Below are 22444 nucleotides of genomic sequence, written 5' to 3'. Positions count from 1 at the left end.
TCAGAGGCACTTTTCATTGAAGCTACCACCTGTACTACAGAGATATGGGCAGAGGTTTCTTATTCAAGGGTGACAGATAAATTTTATGCCAAAAAATTACAAAAAACCTAAAGAGCCCACTTGTCGAATCTTTATTGGCATCCAGCTGGATAAAACAACACAAGAATTTTTGAATTACTTAGCGAGCCTCATCACGAACAAACTAAGCGTCCCATCTTTAGCCAGCGCCCACTGGATAGCCTGCAAGAATCGTCATATCACTCTTTGTTTTTTAGGCCAGGTTCCAATAAAAACAATACCGCCGCTAAAAACCGGCCTGACCTCAATCGCTCGAAACACAACTGAGACGAAAACTCGCCTATTTAAACTTGATACCTTCCCAGGCAATGATGCTCATCTAATCGCCGCAGAAATCACAGTCACCAAACAATTGGCGACCTTGCATATGTCCGTCAAACGCCTCGCAGAGAGCCTATCGATACCGACAGAAAATCGGTGCTATCGCCCACATATCACCCTGTGCAGAAACAGGAAACAATTTCACGGATTTTCTCCAGTCGACCTAGAACACCCAATAACAATTAACAATATTACTCTCTACCAAAGTCAACCAAGCCCGGCTGGAAGCCTTTACACCCCCTATTAACAACTATTCTACAGTCGCGGTAAAACTCCCCCCATTGGTAAAATCTATTTTCTGGAACCCCAAAAGCAAAAAAGCGAGCCTAAGGCTCGCTTTTTTATTTACTTGTTCACTGAACAATTAATTCAACTCTGACAGCACATACTCCGGATACATAACCAATCTTGGTCGAGACAGACGACGCGCATCAAAAATAAAGACATAGCGAGCCCCATCATCCTCAGCCGGAATTGTACGGCGGAATTTCCAAGTGTTAATTTTATAAGTTTGGCGACCTGACTCAACGGTAGTTACCAAGCGATATTGATTTTCCCCCAAAAACTCAAAGGGCACTCTTTCCCCCCAATTGGCCGCAACTCAAGATCCCGGAACGTTTTTCTATCGTTACCTTCTTCGTCAGCCAGGAGATCACTCAGACGTGCTGTTTCCCGCTTTACATAATCGAATAAGTCGGCATCGATCTCACGTTTAGCAACGGCTTCCACTTTTGCGGGCTCCTCGCGCTTTGGCGGCTCGACCTGAGCTTTAATTTGCGGGGGCTTTGGTTTCTCATTAGTAGCAGCAGCTCGCGCCATAGCCGCCCTTCTCTCGGATGCTTCAGCCTTTGCCAGCATATCCTCAACCATCTTGCTAATTTTATCCTGCTGGGCAGAAATCTTAGCTTTGGCATCAGCAATTGCCTGTTTCTCTTCAGCCAGTTTTTGTTGAAGCTGCTGATGATTTTCTTTAATAAACTCGAGACGACGTGAACGGCTATCGACACCTCTCTCCGCCATAGCGAAGGCATGCTTAGCCTTCTTCAGGCGACGCTCAGTATCTGAATTGGGGGTTGACTCATGAGCCCGGGTCGCTTGATTGAGCTCCTGGCGACTCGCTTCGTATTCCAAGCGCAGGTCATCGAGAGATTTCTGGGCCTGCTCGAGCTTATATTCATAGGAGAGCAGCTCATTTTCGACATCCTCGAGCCCAACACTCCTATTTTCAAGAGACTGCTCCAATCGCGCAAGACGGTTCTTCTCCGCCGTGAGGGGCGTCTGTGCTTGTGCCACTGCCCCACCCATAACTACTAAGCCCGCCAAAAGGAGCGAGCAACACCGCTTTACCGCCATCGTCGTGAACCCATTTCTCGAATTGATGTGTTTCGTGTTTTGGAAGCGCAGCGACTCTGAATCTACGACAGAGTGAAGCTACTGCGCAATATGGTCAATTTTACGCAGGGAGCAAGCTATGAGCAATGACCTTGCGTTCACCTGAGCCAACTAGCTGATCAATAAACCTTCAAATCCACAATATTGAGTCACCACAGTGACACCACTCCAAAATTTATATGAAATTTTTCTGCGATAGCGCTTGATTTTTTTTTGGCGGAAGCATTATGGATACCAGGGAGAAGATCGCTGAACTCAGCGGAAACCCGACCCGGACGTAAAACACCCTAAGCTGCTTTGTCAGCAAACAATCGTTGCGATTCCGGCAGCTCGGCGCTTCAACTGCAGCCTCGAACCCTCCCACTAGGGCGCCCTACCTTCTTTACAGCAAACCGCAACAGCGGCCTGCATGGTTTCTTTTAACCGGAGGTATGTGCCCATGAAATCAGCGCCTAACGATAACATTGTGTTCCGCGACATCGACAAGTCAGCCGCCCTGGCGACTACCGTATCCAAGAAGTTAAACAAGCTGGAACGTTATTGTGGCGACATCATACATAGTCGCGTAGTCCTCGAAGCTCCCCATCAACACAAAACTAAAGGCAGACACTTCAAGGCATCACTAGAGCTTGCGATTAGTGGCAATCCCGTGACTATTAGTAGTGAGAACGAATCCATACACCGAGCGGTAAACGACACATTCGCCTCCGCCGAGCGCTGCTTGAAAGAGCGTAGTGAACGCAAGAAAACACGGCGGCACCAAGCCCTACAAGAGGTTGTAGAAGAACCCAGCTAAAAACTGGGAGTCACAAAAAAGGCGGCAAAATGCCGCCTTTTTCATTATTCACAACTGCAACTTATATCTACAGCGTAACAACAGCACCTAACCTGCAACTGGAGTTCTCATAGTTACAAACTCCTCAGCAGCGGTGGGGTGAATTCCAATCGTTGAATCAAAGGTGCTTTTGGTAGCTCCTGCCTTAAGTGCTACGGCCATCCCCTGAATAATCTCCCCTGCGTCATCGCCAACCATATGCACGCCAATCACCTTGTCGTTGGACGCATCTACAACCAGCTTCATCAATGTCCGCTCTGTATTCCCACTCACAGTGTGACGCATTGGTCTGAATTCCGACTTATAAATAGTGACGTCGAGTCCAGAGCCCCGCGCCTCTTCTTCGGACAACCCCACAGTTCCGATATTCGGTTGACAGAATACCGCTGTAGGAATGTTGTTATAGTCAATTTCAGCCGTCTCTCCAGTGCGCCAATGCTTAACCAAGGCCATAGCCTCCGCCAAGGCAACAGGAGTAAGCTGAGGCTCACCCGTTACATCTCCCAGTGCATAGATTGACTGCACACTAGTTCTAAAATTATCGTCCACAGAGATTGTGCCATCCTTGTGCAAGACAACACCCTGCTCCTCTAGCCCCAACCCTTCAACATTTGCTACGCGCCCAGTAGCGTAAAGCACCATATCTACATTAATACTGGAACCATCATCGGCATGAGCGAGCAAGCTGCCATCCTGAAGCTTCTCAATAGAAACAACGTTGTGGTTAAACTTTAGATCGATATTTTTCTTCTGCATCTCATCGCGAACAAAAGTGCGAATATCCCGATCGAATCCTCGCAAAAATAAATCTCTTCGATAAGAGAGGTGCACGTTCGCGCCGAGACCAGCAAAGATGCCTGCAAATTCGACGGCAATATAACCCCCACCAACAACCAAAACTCGCTTGGGAAAGTTTTCCATTGAGAAAACTTCATTGGAAGTCAGCGCAAATTCCCGTCCCGGAATATTCGGAATAAATGGCCATCCGCCTGTCGCCACCAAAATACGCTCTGCAGTAATTTCTTTGCCGTTAACAACAACACTGTGAGGACCTTTGATGCTGGCTCTGCCATTTAGGGTTTCCACCCCAGAGTTATCCAGCAAATTGCGATAAATCCCATTGAGTCGAGCAACTTCTTTTGCGTTGTTATCCCGCAGCGTTGGCCAGTCAAACTCAACTCCCGCGCTATTCCAGCCATAGGCTCGAGCATCAGAAAAGCCTGCGGAATAGCCACTCGCATAAACAAATAATTTTTTGGGAACACAACCTACATTTACACAGGTCCCCCCCATATAGCGGTCTTCAGCCACAGCGACCTTCATTCCTTGTGCAGCAGCCATCCTACTTGCACGCACGCCACCAGAGCCGGCACCAATAACAAACAGATCAAAATCATACTCAGCCAAAATAAACTCCCACTCAGCTATGCTTCGAATAATTTTTAAACAGCCCGACAATAAGTTTTCTGTGAACAACCATCTCAAGCTGACAATTCTTACTTAATAACCGTTGACACTTGACTTCGCTTTGGATATTCATGTGACTGCTGTCACAGATATCAGCCCGCCAGAGGAAATTGCACAACAAAAAAACCTGAGGCGGATAAAATAACAGTCATTAATAAGAGCAAAACCTATGGGCAATAATATGAAATACCCAAATGCAGTGATGCAGCGCGCCCTATTGCTTACCTCTCTACTGCTCATCAGCAATTTAAGCAGCGCAAAGTCTCATCCATCCTATCTGTCAGAAAAATACTGTGGCGATGTGGTTGAACAATTTGTCGGCTCGGGCATGCGTAGCCTCGACAAGTATATCAACCATAACTTCAACCCCGAATACACCGGGGGAATTCGCAATACAATACAGTTTCTTGAACAGAGGTTGGACTGGCTGAGCGAGTGCGATGATTACCTGACAGACACCACAAAAAGCTCAGTATTTCACAGCAAAGACGACACACAAAAGATCTTCACCGCCATCAGAGAGTTAGCCAAGGAGCTCCAACACGTCCGGTCTGGAGTTGAATATCGGGATGAATCGGGAAATAACAACCCCGCCCCCTTCATACAGCGCCGCTATGAAGCCCTGGCCCAGCTGGTTGATCGACATCACACCCGCATGTTGATGAAAAAACAGTTTCAATAAGTTGCTGACAAAGGGGGCAGATTTTCGCCCCCTTACATCAAATAGTCAGCCCAAGAGATTGACTTACGATCCCAGTAGCTACTCGGTACCCGCCTTCCGAACCTTTGCTTCCTTTCGCGAGCTAAGCCCAACCATAGAAAACAACTCGGGCATCCTCTCTTTAAGGCCACCACCAATACGGGCCATAACTGATCTCAGGCGAGGGCGCTGCTTTTCAGTAAAAGGGATTGGCCGACAGCTTTGCATTGTCGCCAAGCCGATACGCGCAACAAACAGACTGGCTCCGACCCCCTGCCCCAAACGCACAGATACTGTGCTCAGCATGCTATCGCCAACAAGTTCCGGCCACATTTCACTGATCGCATACTCACTCGCGCCAGTGTAGGCGACCAAAGACAAAACCCTCTTGAACAAGCGCCATCGCACCACAAGAGACGGCTGCACACCATAAATCTGCGCCACATCATCAATCATTCGCAGTGACTGCCTCAGGGCAACCAGAATATCGATACTGGCAAAAGGGCTCAGCCCAACCAGTGCACCAGTGCTCGTTGAGTGGCGCACGACTCTCCTTAGAGCCTCTTGGTCAAGGGCATTTAAGAAGGTAACCTCTAAATGCTCTAACAACTCACTGCTATCGTAATAGTCAGCTGCCTCATCTAGAACTCGATTGAGCAGTACACCTTGGGGCTTACCGGCAAAATGCTCCTGCAAATTGCGCCTGAATACTTGCGCCTCTTGGTGACTGCGGCAGTCTCGGGCCTCGGCAGCCATTGCCTGAGTTTTTTCAAGCTTGTTCAGTGGGCGCCCCGCTCGGAAAAACTCCCACACGGAACTACCAATGATTGCACTGAAGCCCGCCATCAAAACAGCCACAAAAAGTCCCAATCCCCAGTGTTTATCGACCGCCCATTGATAAAGTCCATAAAACTCCCATCCGACCACGACCACCACTACTGCAAGCGCAGAGAGCACTGCTGGCTTTAGCCACTTAAACCGGAAAGTGGGTAGGCGCAACTCGGAGAAAGCAATCCGATCAGGAAGAGACTCTCCAGTGGTTATTGACCTAGGAATCTCCACTGACTCATCCGCAAGCGGTTCCACCCGCGTCGCATCTCTGTGCGGGACCTCCTGTCCAGGCTCATCTAGCGACTCGATACGTGTTTCGCGACGGTACTCAGTATTTTTATCACTGTTAATCAAACCTTATCTCCCAACAGAAGGTTCAAAAGAGCATCCACCCGTATATGTGGAATATGTCCTTCCTGCATTCCCACTGGAGGCCGCAGCTGTGGTGGTGCAGCTCCCGCATAGTGGCTCCACCCCTGCTCTTCATAGGGCGCCTGGGCAAAAATTTCCGCATTCTCAAAACCCAAATACTGCCCTTCGAGGTCATAACCCATCAGCATTCTCCGTCCATTCTTCTGCCCCTCTCTAGAGCAGCGAACCGCGGCAATCGCCTCACTAAATACCGGCAAACCCCGGTGACGGGCATCGGAGAAAGTCTGTTGTAACTGCTGGCCTAGAAGCTGCCTCAAAGCATCGTGGTCGGCAGCAAGTACCTGATCGACTTTAGTCGCAGCAAAAAGGAGTCGATTAACCTTTGGGCGCCATAGCTTGCTTAAAAACCCCGATTCGCCATAGCGGAATGTATCGGCAATATGAGCAAATGCCAGACGCATATCTTCCAGGGACTGTTCACCAGCAAATAGAGTGCCAATCATATCTACCAGTACCAGTTGTCGATCGATATGTCGAAAATGGCTATCTACAAAGGGTTTTACCTGCGCCCGCACATAGCGTTCGTAACGCGCCTGCAAAACCTTAAAAACACTACTCTCAGACAAAGCAGCTAACTGCCCAGCATCTAAACCACGCAAATCCAGGAGTGGGACTACCCCGTACGCCTCCTCGTCTAGCAGCGCTCTACCAGGCTGTAAATAACTGAGATTCAACTTGGTTCGGCAACTCAGGAGATAAGCTCGGTATTCCCCCCATAATTCGTCCAAATTTACTTCACTGGCATTCGCCTGGGGGGACAGTGCTGCCAGCTGAGCTATCAACCGGGGGGCCAGCATTGATCGCGCATCTGTAGAAAATAGGTGTGCTTGATGACGACACCACTCTGCGTAATCCATACGCAATAGCGGCAAGTCCATCAACCATTCCCCGGGGTAGTCACGCAACTCCACTACCAACGTCTTTCTACCATTACCCCGAAAACGGCGCCGGCTGCGTAAATGGATGTGTAACTCCATAGCCGAAGCATCTCTAGTACTCTGTGGCCAACTAGGTGGCTCAGCCATCAGTGCCGACAGGCAGGTCTGATAGTCAAATGGCGCCAAACCAGAGTCCAGCGCTGGCTTCAACTCTGCCCCCAACAGATCGCCATTGAGCGCAGGGGCAAAACCAGGTAATTGAGACTTCTCCGGATTGCAGAGTTGGTATATCAGACTGGTGAGAAACGTGGACTTGCCAGCACCACTGAGCCCAGTGATACCGATACAGATGCGTCGGTCCAACAAGCGCTCGGCGGCCCAGTGGGATTTATCCTGGGCCTCTCGGCTCCAGCGCCGTAGTTTTTCTTTTAAATGTGGGCGAGATTGACTCTCGCGAGACATAGAATCTTCGCGGTCCAGCGACACACACTCTGTCACTTTGGGCTCCATATAAAGCTGACTTCCAGAAATGGGGATAGAGAGGATGATGGAGGCTCAAGAATACCCCCAAAAAGAAATAGGCGCACAGCCCTCTGGCCGAACGCCTTAGATGCAAGGGGGCTCAGGAGCCGCCACTTAGTCAACCAGCGCTACGTCTCCCGACCCCATCACTGAGAAGGAGTCAGTTCCCGGCCGTTTCAAGACAATATCACCCGATCCCATTATTGAACCGCTGGCAGTATCGGCGCGCAGACTGCGGCCAATAAAATCTCCTGAACCCATGAGGCGAACGTTCACATCGGCGACTCGCCCGCCAACCAACATATCGCCGGAACCTTGTATCTCCGCTAGTAAACTCTCACCGGTAATAGTACTTATCTTCATGTCGCCAGAGCCTGTCACCGCTACTTCCCCTTTGACAGTCAATGCCTTGTTGAGGAACAAATCACCGGAACCAGTAACATACGCTTTCAAGGATTCTGCGGCGACCTTGTCGATATTGATCATTCCTGAGCCCGTCACCCCCAAAGTTAGGCCTTCACTCTCAACACTTGAAGATCTAGCCTCACCAGAGCCAGTCACCTTAAGAGCCTCAATTTTAGGCATCGTCACGGTGAAGTTAACTTCATCTCCCTGCCCTCGGGATATGGTGACAAATCCAAAAAGGTTCTGGGTGTTTTCCTCAACGGATAACTCCAACCTTTCCCCTTTCACCTCAACTTTGACGTAGGGCATTGTGCTGACAGGGCCGACAGCGACAACTTCAAAACTGTCCCCCTGAATCAACTTCAAGTGAGAACTTCCCTTGAGAGACACCTGAGTGAACCCTTCCATATCGAAACGCTTAGTTTCCATTTCTTCTGCCTGGGCATTAGTGCAAAACGCAGCGACTGTGGCGAGGACTACTACCAGCGGGGCAAAGAGTGTCTTCTTCAAAATCATCATTAGAGGAATCTCATCGTTATTACCAGTTCATACCTATGTGACTCAGTAAGCGGGGGACTTGGATGCAGTGTCCCACAAATATTTTGGGGACACCATATGACCATGCAGTCTAAAAAATCAATCTTAACGACCTAGCCGCACTCCGCCTCGCTAAAGCCCAGCTCCTTTAGGGATTGTCGAATCTTTTCCGCCTCATGTGCCAACTGCTCTGAAGAAGCAGGCTTTTGCTTAGAGAAGTCAAAGTCTGACAATTCATCTACGGGTATCAGGTGGATATGGGTATGTGGCACTTCAATCCCAGCGATCATTACGCCCACTCGCTTCGGTGAGTAAGTTGCTTTCAGCCCTTTCGCCACCTTTTGCGCAACCAGCATTAGATGACTCGCCAGCTCCTCCGGAACATCATCCCAATGATTAATTTCCTCAACAGGGATGACCAAACAATGACCAGCCTTAATGGGTGAAATGGTCAAAATAGCTACGACCTTTTCATCTCTCCAAATAAAATTGCCAGGTAAATCGCCATTAATTATCTGAGTAAAAATACTTGCCATAAATTATCTCAAAAGGTTGAAATTTATTATTTGGTGCAAGCGTGCAGTCTAACACCAAGAAGAAAAAATAAAGTGTAAAGGCTTAGAAAATACTTGCGCAAACATAGATTTTCTTCTTTGGCGAAATAAACCCCCAATATGTGACAACCTGTCGAACAGAATGACAATTTTCTTAAACCAAGTTGGCATACTGAAAGAATATGTCTTAGGCTCGTCACCAATTAATGTTGTACCGCCATTGAGCCAATGCACATTGTGCTTCTCGTTACCAAAATACTTTTTCGGCTCTGCGGATAAACTTTAAATCAGTGCCAACTGCTCACCGGGGGAGAGATATGGAAAGCCTGTTGGATCAGGTCGGTGGTGCTAAATTTGTCAACCGTACAGTCAGTGAATTTTACGGTGCTCTCAGCCACCACCTTTCAGCCTACGAAACTTGTGATTTCCGCAAACAATTAAGTCGTCAAGCTCAGTTTTTGAGCCATGCGTTGTCATCTACACCGGAACCAGACCGGAGTAGTCGCGCCCGTTTTTTAGCCAGGGGTTAAACCCAGAGCTATTCGATTCAATGCTGGAGTATTTCGAGGGTCGCCTATTGGAGTTGGGCTATCGCCCTGACTTCAGCACACAACTGGTTGCGATCGTAACCAATCTCTATGGAGGTTGTGAGCAGGACCTGTCAATCGCTTGCTAATCTTTATCAGCGGCGCGCACGCACAAGTTGCGGCGCGCCCGCCCTGTCAATACAATTGCGCTTCACAGCCTTTACCCCCCGTTTTATTGCGCAGCGGTAAGCGCTCATTCACATACTCTTTTATATCAGAGATTATTCATGAAGATTGCCAACCACACAGTTGTGGAGATCCACTACACCCTGAAAGATGCTGACGGAACAGTCATTGACTCCTCAGCCAATGGAGAGCCGCTCAAATATCTGCAAGGGGTTGGTAATATCATTCCTGGGCTTGAGCGCGAGATGCTGGAAAAGGCACCCGGTGATAAATTTACTGCGGTAATCGCACCAGAAGACGGTTACGGCGAGCAAAACCCGGAGCTGATCCAAACCATGCCGCGCAGTGCCTTTGGTGGTGTTGAAGAGTTATCTGTAGGAATGGCATTCCGTGCAGAGAGCACCGAAGGTCACCCGATTGAAGTCGAAATTATCGACATCGACGGCGACGAAGTCACTATCAATGGCAACCACCCCCTCGCCGGCGTTGAGCTGCACTTCGAAATTGAAGTTGTTTCTGTACGCGAAGCGACTGCCGAAGAAGTTGATCACGGCCACGTGCACTGATCCCATGATATGAAACGCCGCCAGCCGCGCGGCGTTCCCCCCTTCCCCAATGTCATTGCCAAACAACATCATCCTGTTTGATAGCATCTGCAACCTGTGCAATAGCTGGAGTCAACTAATACTCAAGCGCGACAGAGAGCAGCGCTTTACCCTGTGCCGAGTGCAGTCCAATGCAGGCCAGCACTTCCTTAAACAGCTGAACCTGCCGCTGGACACTTACCAAACCATGATTTTGCTGGAACGACATGGTGGCACTTACCAATCCTTTTACAAAAGTGAAGCGGCACTGAGAATTGCCAGCCGCCTACCACAACCCTGGCGTTTATTGGCCATTTTGCGCTACATTCCCCGCCCGGCAAGGGATTGGCTCTACGACTTGGTTGCTCGAAACCGCTATCGCTGGTTTGGTCAACGGGAAAGTTGCCTATTGCCGTGTGACGCTGACAAACAGCGGTTTTTGGAAGATGTACCTGAAGAGACCCCAGATGAGCTTGTCTGACCAGTATTTACAGCGATTTGGCGGCATTGCTCGCCTGTATGGCGATAAGGCCCTCGAAATTTTATCCTCTGCTCACATATTGGTGATCGGTATTGGTGGCGTAGGGAGCTGGACCGCAGAGGCCTTGGCGCGAAGCGGCATTGGCCAGTTGACGCTAATAGACTTGGATGACGTCTGCATCACCAATACCAATCGTCAGAGCCACGCACTCGCCGATACTGTAGGCCACATCAAGGTCGAGGTGATGGCAGAGCGCCTACGGCAGATTAACCCGGAGATTACAGTTCATACGGAAGAGGACTTTATCGCTAATGACAATTTCTCAGAGCTGATCAATCCTGATATACACCCTATCGATGTGGTGATTGATGCAATAGACTCCGCACGGGTAAAAGCCGCCCTGATCGCTTACTGTAAAGCCCGAAAAATACGCTTGATAACGGTTGGTTCCGCAGGAGGTAAGCGCTCCCCCGATCGCATTGAGTGCGCCGATCTCGGCCGTACAATTAATGATCCGATGCTGGCAAAAGTCCGCCAACATCTATACCGCTTTCACAACTTCCAGAAGAGTCGCAAGCGCCAGTTTGGCATCGATGCGATCTTTTCCACTGAAGCAATGGTATACCCGCAGCCAGATGGGCAAGTATGCCAGCAGAAGAGCGCTATGCAGGACGGTGTTAAATTAGACTGCAGTGGCGGCTTTGGTGCGGCAACTATGATTACCGGCACCTTTGGGTTTTTGGCCGCCAACCGGGCCATCGAGCGACTTCTCCAGGCAAAAAACTAAGCCGGGGTTAATTGAGCCCTCAGCTGATCGCGGTAGCGCCTGCTCACCGGGATCAGCTGGCCGCCAACCAAGTGAATACGCGCATCACCGCTCTCCAGGGGTTCAATCTCCGCAATAGAGTCCAAGCGCACAATATAGGAGCGGTGGATGCGAGCGAATGACCCTGGATCCAAACGCTCCAGTAACTTGGTCATAGTCTCTCTCAGGGGGTAAATTCTATCGCCCAGGTGCAGATTGACATAGTTGCCAGCAGCTTCCACCCATTCGATATCCTGCACATTAACCAGAAATTCTTTTCCCAGCTTTTTCACCAGAAGACGCTCCGGCCTTTCTACTGGCTCAGCAGCATCTCCCTCATCTGGCTCTTCTAGTAAGCGCGCCTCACCCTGTAAACGTACCAATAAGAAGCGGTACAAATAAACAGAGCTTAAAAGAGCGGCATAGGTTTGAATATCTTTGAGATATTCATAGAAAAATTCTACAGGCCAGTTACCAAAGTTATAGGAACCGTCATTAAGGTGGTAAATGACCGTCCTCATAAACACCATGCCGGAAACGTGGACCAAGGACCAAGGCAAAGTGAAAAATAAATGTATGGCCAAGTTCTGCCGAACTCTCCCCTTACGCAGGGGAAAATAATGATCAAGAAGCAATATCAACGGAAATAAGATTGCGATCATTAGGATACTGGTTCCCTCCCACACCAGAAATTCCCATGGCTGAAAAATAGAACCCCAGCGGCGGTGATCAAAGTATGCCAAAGCGAACTGAACAAGCCACTGGCCGACAAAAAACAACACCCAGAACCCCACCTCAAACTGTCGCCGGTGCGTCAAATACTGCTGAACCGTCATTGCTCCTGAACCAGTATAAAAATTCATCGGCAGTCTACCCCCGATTCACCCCCAAAAACCACCACTGGCCCCTAATACCCTACAAATCGGCACTTTGGGATAGCTAATGGCAAATACTAACGGGAGCATAGCAAGCGACTAAAACAGCCTCGAACGACGAAACCTATGCATTCAATAACACAGAGACGCCACGATATTGACGCCCTTCGTGTACTAGCCTTTGGCCTACTTATTCTCTACCACCTGGGAATGGCCTATGTCGCGGAATGGGGGTGGCATGTAAAAAGCAGCTACCAAAGCGAGCCACTACAACTGGTAATGCTAGCGGTTAACCAGTGGCGGATGCCGTTGTTGTTCCTGATTTCAGGTGCAGCCAGCTATTTTCTCTTCCACAAGCTGGGCACTGGGGGTTACTTACTGAGAAGAATGAAGCAGCTATTGATTCCGCTGGCATTTGGAATGCTGGTGGTGGTTCCACCCCAGGCCTACTATGAAGCGCTAAGCAACGGCATTATTGAGCCTGGATACTTATCTTTCCTGCTGAAGTACTTCTCGTTCAGCCCCTGGCCAGAAAATGCCTTTGCTGGAAGTGAGTTTGGCCTGACCTGGAACCACCTGTGGTATCTACCCTATCTGGCATGCTACACCCTGGCCCTTATTCCTCTAGCCCTGTGGTTTAAACACCAACGGTGGCTGGGCCGATTCATGGAGAATATTAAATCTTGGCAACTGCTAATTCTACCGCTTGTGCCTATGATGGTGTACGGCCTGGTCCTATTTCCGCGCTTTGGTGGAATAAACTATGCCGTCGTCGACGACTGGTACACCCATGCCAGATTTTTTACTTATTTCTTCTGCGGCTACTTGCTGGTCAGCAGTAACGCTCCCTGGGAAATACTGGCAAGGCTGCGCAATCGCTTGATTATTGCAGCGCCCCTCACTTTCGCCCTATATCTATTATTTGATCGAGTACTACCTGATAACAGTATTCCCGCGCAGAAAATACTGCTTTTTATTGTTATCTATACAAATCGATGGGTATGGCTCCTGGCTGTTTTAGCCTGCGCTTATCGATTTCTCAATAAGCAATTCCGTTGGTTACCCTATGCCACTGAAGCGGTTTATCCCTGGTATATCCTCCATCAAACCATTACCGTAATCGCTGTGTATCAATTGGGGCAACTCGCTCTGGGGCCCATCCTGGAGCCCTTGCTAGTATTATTAATCACTATTTTCGGCTGCTGGGCTTCATATGAATTTATCATCCGAAGAAATCCAGTTTTACGGCCGCTGTTTGGTTTAAAGCCTATTTCCAATATAAGGCCTATTGCGGTGGAGGCCCCCATACCCCGCTCCAGTTAAGTTAATGGGAGGTCTGCTCCACCAGATTCAAAGCACGTTGCAGCAATGCGTAAAAACCATTGCTGCGCGATTCACTTAAGTGCTTACCGAGTCCTAGCTCAGCAAATAACAGAGAAAGATCTCTCTCTCGAATCTCAATAGCCGTGCGGCCATCGATTTGTGAAAGTAATAACGCACCCAGGCCTTTTACAACCCGGCTGTCGCTTTCCAATCCAAAATAGTGCCTACCACCCTCTGTCCGGTGCGCTAACCAAGCTGCGGACTCACAACCCCGCACCAGGTTTTCCTCGGTACGTATCTCGGGCTTTCGGGCAATAGTTTTACTCCACAGCATTAATTCTCTATAACGTCCCTGCCAGTTGCGCTGGGAAACTAAACTCTCCAGCAATAACGAGGAGAAATCATCCCTGGCCCATTCATCACGCTGAATACTAGCCCCCGGCTCAATTGACTTCTGGATCTCACAATACTCTTCCAGGGCCTGCAAAAAAGCCTGAATATCGCTATCGGTATTGTAGGCTGCGACTGAGGCTCGGACCGTCACCAAATCACCGCTCTCTTTACCTAACAATTGTGCACAGTGATGGCCTACTCTCACTGCAATATCGCGCTCGTCCAGCCAGTGCATTAAATCGGCAGCGCTACCATGAATAGGCACAAAAGAGACAATACCCAGATTGTGGCGCACTTGGCTGATAACCCTAAAATTGGGGGACGCTATCAGTTCGCGATGTATCCATCGCACCAATTTCTGCTCATGCGCCGCTATTGCGACCCTATCTTGCTGCTCAAGAAATTCCAGTGCCGCTCCAAGACCCGCTATTGCCGCCAGCGGAGAAGTGCCTGCCTCAAATTTGTGCGGCAAGCCTGCATAATGACTCGTTTCAAGTTCAACGTCGGAGATCATTTCTCCACCACCCAGCCATGGTGGCATAGATTCCAAAAGTGTTTCCCTACCGTATAAGAAACCAATTCCTGACGGGCCGTAAAACTTATGTGCGGAGGAAACAAAAAAATCACAGCCAATTTTCTGCACATCAATCACTTCATGGGCTGCCAACTGGGCGCCATCAACAATCCACATCAAGTGCTTTCTGCGCAGCAATTGCCTCACTGCAGCCAGGTCCGGACGCAATCCGAGTGCGTTGGAACCGCCGGTCAGGGATACAATTCTTGTGCGCTCATTCAGCACTTCTCCCAGGCGATCAAATTCCGGGACACCCGCTACATGGGGTACATAGCGCAAACTCAAATTGAATCGCTTGGCCGCCATCTGCCAAGGGATAATATTTGCATGGTGCTCCGCTGTTGAGATGACAATTTCATCCCCAGCCTGCAACTCACTACACAGGCTGTGCGCCAACAAATTCAATGCCTCAGTAGCACCGCGACAAAATACAATTTCCCTTGTGCTGGCAGCATTAACAAACTTTGCCGCTTGGCGACGCACTCGCTCCACCATTTCTGTAGCTTTACGCGCCAGACGATGACTGGAGCGGTGCGTATTGGCATTGCTGTGCACATAGTAATCGCGTACAGCATTAATCACTGCCTCTGGCTTCTGCGTCGTTGCAGCATTATCCAGGTATACCAACTCCTTATTCTCCTCTTGATCAAAGAGGGGAAATGACTGCCTGAATGATTCAGCGGAAAAACTCATAGGGAAAATAACTTCTCAGTATTTCGACAGGTAGCATTGGCGATTTCCCGCACGGAAACTCCCCGCAAATCAGCCAGTGCTTGTGCAATTTTAGAAAGGTTTTCAGGGCTATTACGCATACCCTGCTGACCTGAAAGGGGCATATCCGGGGCGTCCGACTCAAGCAGTAAACTCTCCAGCGGCGCACGTGACACAGCCCGTCGGGTTTTCGCTGCCCGTGGGTAAGTAATTGTTCCACCGATACCCAGATAGAAGCCGCGCTTCCAGTACTCTTGCGCCATTTGCTCACTGCCACTGAAAGCGTGGATCACACCTCCCCGCGGGAGCTTGAATTGCTTTAACAGCCTCAGGAGTTCATTGTGGGCCCGGTGAACATGCAGAATAATCGGCAGTTCATGGTTACTAGCAATCTCCAAATGAAGCTTGAGAATATCTTCCTGCTTATTCAAGTCAGTGCCGATAGAGGCATCCAAGCCACACTCTCCAACAGCGACACATGAGTATTTCTCAAGGCTCTCACTAAGCCGTACTCCCAACTCCATCAGATTTTCCCGCCAGCGGGAATCTTGCGGGATTTTCTTCACCCACCAAGGGTGAACACCAGCAGCCATCATCCAACCGGGCTGTTCCGATACCAGAGCGCCCAACGACTGCCACTGAGCCTCGCAAACGCCGGGGATAATGACCCTATCTATTCCGGCATTGAGACATCTTTGCCACACCTGATCCCGGTCCAGTGAAAAAGCCTCAAAATCAAAGTGGCAATGGCTGTCTATAAATTTCACTTGTGATACCCATTATTCGCGCGCATATTAGCATGAAGTCGCCTTTTCCTCTGGTACACCTGTGATTGAATCTCTTTTGCCAATCGCCCTTTTTGCTTTCTCAGCCAGTATTACACCGGGCCCTAATAACCTGATGATTATGTCCTCAGGGCTCAATCACGGCATCTACAGTTCAACACCTCACCTACTGGGAATTTGGCTGGGATTTCCCGCCATGGTGGTTGCCATTGGCTTGGGACTGGGAACCGCCTTCAATCACTTCCCTTTTCTGCATGAAGTTATTCGCTGGGCAGGCATTGCCTATTTACTCTACCTGGCATGGATAATTGGTTCGACCCGGGAAATGGGTTCTGGAAATTCAAGCCAACCCCTGAGCTTTACCCAGGCGATGGCTTTTCAGTGGATCAATCCCAAAGGCTGGATTATGGCCACTGGAGCACTGGCTGCTTTCACCAGTCCCGGCACAGAAATATGGTCGGGAGTTGTTAAGGTTGCACTGGCATTTATCACCATTGGCGGGCCTTGCGTTGCCATTTGGCTATTCTTTGGCGTTGGGCTAAAACGGTTCCTGACTGAACCACGCTACTTGCGAAGCTTTAACATTGCTATGGGATTGTTGCTTGCTGCAAGCGTTATCCCCTTGGCCCTCGAGGGGCTTACCCCCTTTGGCGCAGCCACCTGAAAGGTCTCTTCTACAGCTTAAGCTCGGGAGCCTTCAACTCCCGAGGCGCTCAAAGCTGGGAAAAACTAGCGAGACGCAGCCTGGAAACGGCTTACTGCACGAAGCTCGGCTGAGTCCTGTAACCAAACAATATCTTCAGCATCTACTTGCTGCCCTGTTATCCCTGACAACTGATCACTGAGTACTTCTAGTCGGGTATTCTCATCGACGCCCTCCACCGGAAGTCGGATCCAGACCTGCCCCTCTTCGTCTGTAACCTCCGCAGGTGCCCCCTGGTCAGTACTGCTTAAATGGCGATCAAAAACCGAGCTATGCCCTGGCGGCAAATAAATGGTGCCATTGGTAATATCGACAGCGAAAGCCACTATGCCCGGCAGCAAGCCAAATAGCAGGCCTGCGCCGTCCAAGATTACGACCGCAGGATCAACTCGCCCACCCGCCTGCCCTTTGCGCTCCGGGTACAGGAAATAGCCACAGGCGCTCAGATTCATCACTGTTACAAGCGCAGCGGATGCCACGATACTTCGTTTAATCACTCTATTCATGGTGTCACCTCTCACGAAAGCCCCCTATGCGGAGCTATTACTTGTTCTTTCTATTCCCACTAATGCCATGGGACCTATTCTCTATCTGTACAAATTCACGTCAGATAGCCCTGAGACAAAAAGATCATCAAATTTACGCCGATCGAAACGTTCGTACAACATCAAGCAGGCTCGATTGCCTAAACTTTAACCAGCACTTGCTGCGGGATGTTAAGGAGATTTACTAATTTCTGACAGTGTGGAGTGACGCACTTGTGATCTGACCGGGCAGTAAGCAGTCGCCTGGGGTCCGACACCGGAAATTTCAGGGAGCAGTAGTCGTAGCAGGTGCCGCCAGGGATTGGCTAAAGCACGGTATCCTTATCGATACCGTGCTTTTCTATTTCACTAAATAAAGGAGATTTCGTCCTATCGCACCCAAAATTGGCGAGATCCCCTACCTTTCTTCCTGGAAAATTCCCCCTACCGCTGTATCCTGCGCCCAAGAACAAGAGTGGAGCTCTCTACATGTATATCAGCAGCGCCTTTGACAGCGGCAATATCGAAGTTATCAATACCGACAGCAATCCAATTGAGCTAGCAATCCGTCAGGACAACAATTCTGACTTCTACCAATGGTTTCACTTTCGTCTGGAAGGCGATATTGGCACCAGCTATCCCTTGCGCATCGTTAATGCCGGCAAATCCGCCTACCCGGAAGGCTGGGAAAACTACCGCATCTGTGCCTCATACGATCGTCAAAATTGGTTCAGAATTGGCGCCAACTACGACGGCAATACTCTGGACTTCACTGTAACCCTGGATGAACCCAGCATCTATCTCGCCTATTTCGCCCCCTACTCCTGGGAACGCCACCTGGATCTGCTCGCTTGGGCGCAGAGCCACGACCTGGTCAAACTGCAAACTCTCGGTAAAACCCTTGATGAGCGCGATATGACCATGCTCACGGTTGGCAATGCCGACACCGCGAAACATCGTGTTTGGATGATTGCCCGCCAACACCCAGGAGAGACCATGGCGGAATGGTTTGTTGAGGGCTTCCTGGAAACCTTGCTCGACCATGCCAATCCTACTGCGCAAAGCTTGCTGGCAGATACCGTATTTTATGTAGTACCCAATATGAACCCCGACGGCAGCGTTCGCGGGCATCTGCGCACTAACGCTGCGGGCGCCAACCTGAACCGTGAGTGGCTCAACCCCACAATGGAGCGAAGCCCGGAAGTCTTTTTGGTCAGGGAGAAAATGTTGGAGCTAGGAGGGGATATCTTCCTGGATATTCATGGTGATGAAGCCCTGCCCTATAACTTTGTTGCGGCTTGTGAAGGTATTCCCGGCTATGACGAGCGCCACGCCAAGCTGGAAGAGACATTTAAGCAAGCTTATGAGGCCGTCAGCCCCGACTTCCAAACGGAGCATGGATATGAGCTGGATAAACCCGGCGAAGCAAATCTGACAATTGGTACCGCCTGGGCTGGACATCAATTCCGCACCCTGGCTCTAACATTGGAGATGCCGTTTAAAGACAATGATGACCTGCCCGACTTGATCGAAGGTTGGTCCCCGGCGCGAAGCCAACAACTCGCTCGCGATATTCTTTTCCCAATTCGCGAAGTGTTAAAAACACTCAAATAATCTCTATACGGTGAACCAAATTACCGTTACCAACAAGAGAAATTAATTTGAGCTGGGCTGTTTCAAACGGCAGCCCAGTTTTAGAGAGACTTTTCTTATTGTAATTATTGATTTATAAAAACCGAGTAGGCGTATATTTTTGAGCCAAAAATCACAGGACAGCCTCTATATTTCAAAGCTTGCAGAGACCATTAAAATAACATTTCTAACTTTCCTTCTTACACTGTGATTTTTTCAATAATACAGCTACAGCAACCAACAAAAGAAAAGTAAATACAACCAACCCCCACATCACCGACTGGAAAGCCTGGGCAAAAGCCTCATTAAACATGTTAGCGATGCGACCGTGCAGAGCAGCAGACACCCCCATTGCGCCACGCTCAATCCTTTCAGGATTAATCAGCAATGCATCGATATATTTTTCCAGTGCACTGGTAATCTGCACCCCACTTTCCTTCAATTGATTTAGCAAACTCTGTTTCTCCATTATCCGGAATACAGTACCCACTACAGCCAAACCAAGTGCTGCGCCTATGTTTTGTATGCCCCACAACATTCCGGTTGCTATACCTGCACTATTAGGCGGCAAAGCGCCAATAGCGATTGGGGCTGTTGCACTAAATACAAATCCCCAAGCCACACCGAAAGGTATAAAAGCCAGCAAAAGCGTCGAAAAATTGGTATCCACTGAGAATTGTGTCATTACGATTGCCGCAATCAAAATACATATGACACCAATTAAGATTGGAGCCGCAGGTGCGGAATTAGCCGCCATTCTGCCCGCCACAGGAGATACCAAAGCCATTACCAAGGTAATAGGGAGCAAAATCAAGCCGGACATTACCGTTGTATCCTGACGCACAATATGCAAATAAAATGGTAATAAAAAGAAAGCAGAAATGAGAAATATCAACAAACTAAAATTGGTTAAAATACAAGCGGAAAATAGCAAATTCTTAAAATAGGCAAAATGGATCAACGGTTGCTCCAGTTTTCGCTCAACACGAAAAAGGGCAATAAAACTCAATATAGAAATAACCAGTAACAACAGTATCGGCCAACTCAACCAACCCACTTGCGCCCCTTCAACTACTAACACCACTAGCGAACCCACACTAAGCGCAAGAAGTATCATTCCACGCCAGTCAATATAACTTTTTTCTTTATCTAAATTTTGCTGGCTCCGCATCACAAAAAGACCAAGTACCATACTAACCAACACAAAGGGGATATTAATAAAAAAGATCGACCTCCAAGACAAATACTCACATAGGACCCCACCCAATACCGGACCAAGAGCAAAGCCGACAGCCAATACCGACATCCACCATCCCATTGCAAATCCGGCTTCTTTTTCTACAAAAGTGTGGGACAGCAAAGCAATATTATTCGGCACGATTATGGCAATGGAGACACCTTGAAAGGCCCGCCAGACAATTAACCAAAGTGGATCCTCAGCCAATCCCGCGAAAAGGGAGCTAACTGCAAGTAATACCCATCCAATATTGAGCATCTTCAGGGAGCCCACAATATCCCCCAATCTCCCCATACTGGCCATCAGGATACATAGCATCAACATAAATATATTCATAACCCACTGGGTTTGAATAAAGGATGCACCTAAACTCTGCTGGATTGTCGGCAGCGCAATACTGACAATGGTGTAGTCCAACCCCAAAATAAAGGTGGCTGGAAAGGAGCCAAGCAAAACAACCCACTTATTCATTAGTCGCATAATTCCCCTTATACAGCTTGTTAATTAAAGCAAGGAAAGACCCTGAATAATTTATCGGAATTTATTGCTGAGAGAGCTACACAACCCATCCATTATCAATAGAATTATGATGCCACCAGAAAACAACAAGAAACCAACCCTCTTCACATAGACAAAAAAGTCCAATTCGTAGTAAAAAGCAAAAATAATAAAAACGGTACCTTAAGGCACCACACACCAATAAAAATTAAAAAATATTCACTAGCGTCTACTGCAAAGGTAGCGTATCTACTCAGTCCGGAGAAAAATAATGAAACACACTATCAGACAGATGATCCTATCGATTCTATTTGTACTTTCCTTCGCCTCTCTCCCCCTTTGGGCCGATAGCATTTCTGATTTCCAAAACAGCTGGACAGGCACAGCCTTGGATCTACAGCGTCAAATAGACAACCACACTCCCATGAGTGAAAACAATATTTTGGGGACACACAATTCTTACAACTCAGAAGTGTATCGCGCCTGTAACTTCTCAGTGGGATGCCGCTACCTGGACCCTCAACAGGAGCATTCCATAAAAGATCAATTGCGCATGGGAGCTCGCTTTATAGAGCTGGATGTCCATTGGACAACGAAAATGGAGAGCCTTTTTTCCTACCCAAAAAGATTACTTCTATGCCATGGGCTCTGCAGTATCAATGATAAGTATGCGACTGAAGGATTTAACGAAATAAAGGACTGGCTAAATGACAGCGCCAATCAGGACGAAGTCATCATTTTATATATCGAGGACCACTCTGATGGGCGCCATCAAGATCTCTACAACCAAATAACCGATCGATTCGGGGATAAGATTTTCTACAGTGGCGGCTGCCAGAGTATCCCCAGCAGCCTTACAAAAAATGATGTGCTTGCTGCAGGGAAACAAGTCGTCGTGTGGAAAGATAGCGGCTGCTCTGGAAATGGTGACATGAAGAACATGGCCTTCACCGGATTAGGGGAAATCGGTCGAGTGTGGGAAGACAGCACCACTATTGGCACTATAGGAGAAATTTTTAGCGGTGGTATTGAACGAATCACAGCCGACGATGTGCGCAATGGCTTTGCTATAGGTCACAACATAATCAATCTCGATAATATGAATACGACTGATGGCCGCATCGCTGCAGCTATTTGGTCATGGGATCAGAATGAGCCAAATAACTTGAACAATGAGGATTGCGCTTTGCAGTGGGGTAACGGGCGCTGGAATGATGCCAACTGCAGCAACCAATATAGCTTCGCATGTAAGAACACGGCTGACGGTAGCTGGCTGGTCAGCGCCTCAACAGGCCCATTCTCTTATGGTGCCGGGGTGTGCCAGGCACTGGGCAATGACTACGTGTTTTCCGCCCCCACCAATAGCCAGGACAACCAAGCCCTTAAAAGCGCCAAGGAAACCACTGGCTATGACAAGGTATGGATTAACTATCAGGACCAGATAACTGAGGGCCAGTGGCAGCACAATTAACCTCAAAAATCTCGACTTGAGGGTTTAGGCTGGATAGGAGGCTAAGCCCGAGCCTCCTATCCAAGGCGAGTTTTATTGAAACCTCTCAAACACAAACCCTGTCACCATATTCAACTAAATTACCAAAACGGGAATATAGCTCTGGGCCCAGCCACACTCTACTCTCCACTGATCGCTGATATA

The 22444-nt window shown here is 48.8% G+C and carries 23 protein-coding genes; 11 read left to right on the top strand and 12 right to left on the bottom strand.

The window, feature by feature from the left end; genetic code table 11:
- Window positions 1-85: 85 nt before the first annotated feature.
- Entirely contained in the window at window positions 86-646 is a 561-nt protein-coding gene (gene thpR / locus QT397_11635; GenBank protein WNZ57949.1) for an RNA 2',3'-cyclic phosphodiesterase, read from the top strand.
- A 117-nt stretch (window positions 647-763) separates the two neighbouring features.
- Here the strand turns inward: thpR and QT397_11630 are convergent, their stop codons facing one another.
- Window positions 764-976 carry a hypothetical protein gene (locus tag QT397_11630; protein ID WNZ57948.1) on the bottom strand — a complete coding sequence of 71 codons (213 nt, stop codon included), beginning with the start codon at window positions 974-976 and terminating at the stop codon, window positions 764-766.
- Entirely contained in the window at window positions 934-1692 is a 759-nt protein-coding gene (locus QT397_11625; GenBank protein WNZ57947.1) for a hypothetical protein, read from the bottom strand. The genes QT397_11630 and QT397_11625 overlap by 43 nt, the downstream gene beginning before the upstream one ends.
- 538 nt (window positions 1693-2230) lie before the next feature.
- On the opposite strand from QT397_11625, the gene QT397_11620 reads away from it, so the two are divergent.
- A complete protein-coding gene (locus tag QT397_11620) occupies window positions 2231-2587 on the top strand; it encodes an HPF/RaiA family ribosome-associated protein (GenBank protein ID WNZ57946.1) in 357 nt (118 codons plus the stop codon).
- An 87-nt stretch (window positions 2588-2674) separates the two neighbouring features.
- Here the strand turns inward: QT397_11620 and gorA are convergent, their stop codons facing one another.
- Window positions 2675-4033 (bottom strand): glutathione-disulfide reductase, encoded by a 1359-nt coding sequence (gene gorA / locus QT397_11615; protein ID WNZ57945.1) that lies wholly within the window; start codon window positions 4031-4033, stop codon window positions 2675-2677.
- A gap of 241 nt (window positions 4034-4274) precedes the next feature.
- Here gorA and QT397_11610 point away from each other — a divergent pair, with 241 nt between their 5' ends.
- Window positions 4275-4775: a hypothetical protein gene (locus QT397_11610; GenBank protein ID WNZ57944.1), complete on the top strand. Its 501-nt coding sequence runs from the start codon at window positions 4275-4277 to the stop codon at window positions 4773-4775.
- A gap of 78 nt (window positions 4776-4853) precedes the next feature.
- On the opposite strand, the gene QT397_11605 is transcribed toward QT397_11610, so the two are convergent.
- The 4 genes from QT397_11605 to QT397_11590 all read right to left on the bottom strand — a co-directional run bounded on the left by QT397_11605 (window position 4854) and on the right by QT397_11590 (window position 8934).
- Window positions 4854-5978: a TIGR01620 family protein gene (locus QT397_11605; protein ID WNZ57943.1), complete on the bottom strand. Its 1125-nt coding sequence runs from the start codon at window positions 5976-5978 to the stop codon at window positions 4854-4856.
- A complete protein-coding gene (locus tag QT397_11600; GenBank protein WNZ57942.1) occupies window positions 5975-7432 on the bottom strand; it encodes a YcjX family protein in 1458 nt (485 codons plus the stop codon). The genes QT397_11605 and QT397_11600 overlap by 4 nt, the downstream gene beginning before the upstream one ends.
- A 138-nt stretch (window positions 7433-7570) precedes the next feature.
- Window positions 7571-8380, bottom strand: coding sequence for a DUF2807 domain-containing protein (locus QT397_11595; protein ID WNZ57941.1), 810 nt, complete (start codon window positions 8378-8380; stop codon window positions 7571-7573).
- 131 nt (window positions 8381-8511) lie between these two features.
- Window positions 8512-8934 (bottom strand): HIT family protein, encoded by a 423-nt coding sequence (locus tag QT397_11590; GenBank protein ID WNZ57940.1) that lies wholly within the window; start codon window positions 8932-8934, stop codon window positions 8512-8514.
- Between the two features lie 335 nt (window positions 8935-9269).
- Here QT397_11590 and QT397_11585 point away from each other — a divergent pair, with 335 nt between their 5' ends.
- From QT397_11585 to tcdA, 4 genes are all read left to right on the top strand, one after another.
- Window positions 9270-9482 carry a hypothetical protein gene (locus QT397_11585; GenBank protein WNZ57939.1) on the top strand — a complete coding sequence of 71 codons (213 nt, stop codon included), beginning with the start codon at window positions 9270-9272 and terminating at the stop codon, window positions 9480-9482.
- Between the two features lie 284 nt (window positions 9483-9766).
- Window positions 9767-10231, top strand: coding sequence for a peptidylprolyl isomerase (locus QT397_11580; protein ID WNZ57938.1), 465 nt, complete (start codon window positions 9767-9769; stop codon window positions 10229-10231).
- Window positions 10232-10280: 49 nt separating this feature from the next.
- Window positions 10281-10730 (top strand): DCC1-like thiol-disulfide oxidoreductase family protein, encoded by a 450-nt coding sequence (locus QT397_11575; GenBank protein ID WNZ57937.1) that lies wholly within the window; start codon window positions 10281-10283, stop codon window positions 10728-10730.
- A complete protein-coding gene (gene tcdA / locus QT397_11570; protein WNZ57936.1) occupies window positions 10717-11517 on the top strand; it encodes a tRNA cyclic N6-threonylcarbamoyladenosine(37) synthase TcdA in 801 nt (266 codons plus the stop codon). Before QT397_11575 ends, tcdA begins: the two co-directional genes overlap by 14 nt.
- Here the strand turns inward: tcdA and QT397_11565 are convergent.
- Window positions 11514-12398 carry a LytTR family DNA-binding domain-containing protein gene (locus tag QT397_11565; protein WNZ57935.1) on the bottom strand — a complete coding sequence of 295 codons (885 nt, stop codon included), beginning with the start codon at window positions 12396-12398 and terminating at the stop codon, window positions 11514-11516. The genes tcdA and QT397_11565 overlap by 4 nt on opposite strands.
- Before the next feature lie 138 nt (window positions 12399-12536).
- Between QT397_11565 and QT397_11560 the strand changes: the two genes are divergently transcribed.
- Window positions 12537-13733, top strand: coding sequence for an acyltransferase family protein (locus QT397_11560; protein ID WNZ57934.1), 1197 nt, complete (start codon window positions 12537-12539; stop codon window positions 13731-13733).
- 1 nt (window position 13734) lies between these two features.
- On the opposite strand, the gene QT397_11555 is transcribed toward QT397_11560, so the two are convergent.
- Both QT397_11555 and QT397_11550 read right to left on the bottom strand, forming a co-directional pair.
- Complete coding sequence (locus QT397_11555; GenBank protein ID WNZ57933.1) at window positions 13735-15393, bottom strand: aminotransferase class V-fold PLP-dependent enzyme; 1659 nt, start codon at window positions 15391-15393, stop codon at window positions 13735-13737.
- Window positions 15390-16178, bottom strand: coding sequence for a TatD family hydrolase (locus QT397_11550; protein WNZ57932.1), 789 nt, complete (start codon window positions 16176-16178; stop codon window positions 15390-15392). Before QT397_11550 ends, QT397_11555 begins: the two co-directional genes overlap by 4 nt.
- A 61-nt stretch (window positions 16179-16239) precedes the next feature.
- Between QT397_11550 and QT397_11545 the strand changes: the two genes are divergently transcribed.
- The gene (locus QT397_11545) at window positions 16240-16860 is read left to right on the top strand and encodes a LysE family translocator (GenBank protein ID WNZ57931.1); all 621 of its coding nucleotides are present in this window, start codon (window positions 16240-16242) and stop codon (window positions 16858-16860) included.
- A gap of 65 nt (window positions 16861-16925) precedes the next feature.
- Here the strand turns inward: QT397_11545 and QT397_11540 are convergent, their stop codons facing one another.
- Window positions 16926-17405 (bottom strand): hypothetical protein, encoded by a 480-nt coding sequence (locus QT397_11540; GenBank protein WNZ57930.1) that lies wholly within the window; start codon window positions 17403-17405, stop codon window positions 16926-16928.
- Between the two features lie 507 nt (window positions 17406-17912).
- Here QT397_11540 and QT397_11535 point away from each other — a divergent pair.
- On the top strand, window positions 17913-19037 hold the full coding sequence (locus tag QT397_11535; GenBank protein WNZ57929.1) for a M14-type cytosolic carboxypeptidase: 1125 nt from the start codon (window positions 17913-17915) through the stop codon (window positions 19035-19037).
- A gap of 205 nt (window positions 19038-19242) precedes the next feature.
- On the opposite strand, the gene QT397_11530 is transcribed toward QT397_11535, so the two are convergent.
- Window positions 19243-20763: an MFS transporter gene (locus QT397_11530; protein ID WNZ57928.1), complete on the bottom strand. Its 1521-nt coding sequence runs from the start codon at window positions 20761-20763 to the stop codon at window positions 19243-19245.
- A gap of 298 nt (window positions 20764-21061) precedes the next feature.
- Here QT397_11530 and QT397_11525 point away from each other — a divergent pair, with 298 nt between their 5' ends.
- A complete protein-coding gene (locus tag QT397_11525; GenBank protein ID WNZ57927.1) occupies window positions 21062-22261 on the top strand; it encodes a phosphatidylinositol-specific phospholipase C domain-containing protein in 1200 nt (399 codons plus the stop codon).
- Window positions 22262-22444: the final 183 nt, after the last annotated feature.

The organism is Microbulbifer sp. MKSA007 (assembly GCA_032615215.1).
Taxonomy (GTDB): Bacteria; Pseudomonadota; Gammaproteobacteria; order Pseudomonadales; family Cellvibrionaceae; genus Microbulbifer.
Note: the sequence above shows the minus strand (reverse complement) of the source record. Positions and strands in the feature narration are given on the sequence as shown.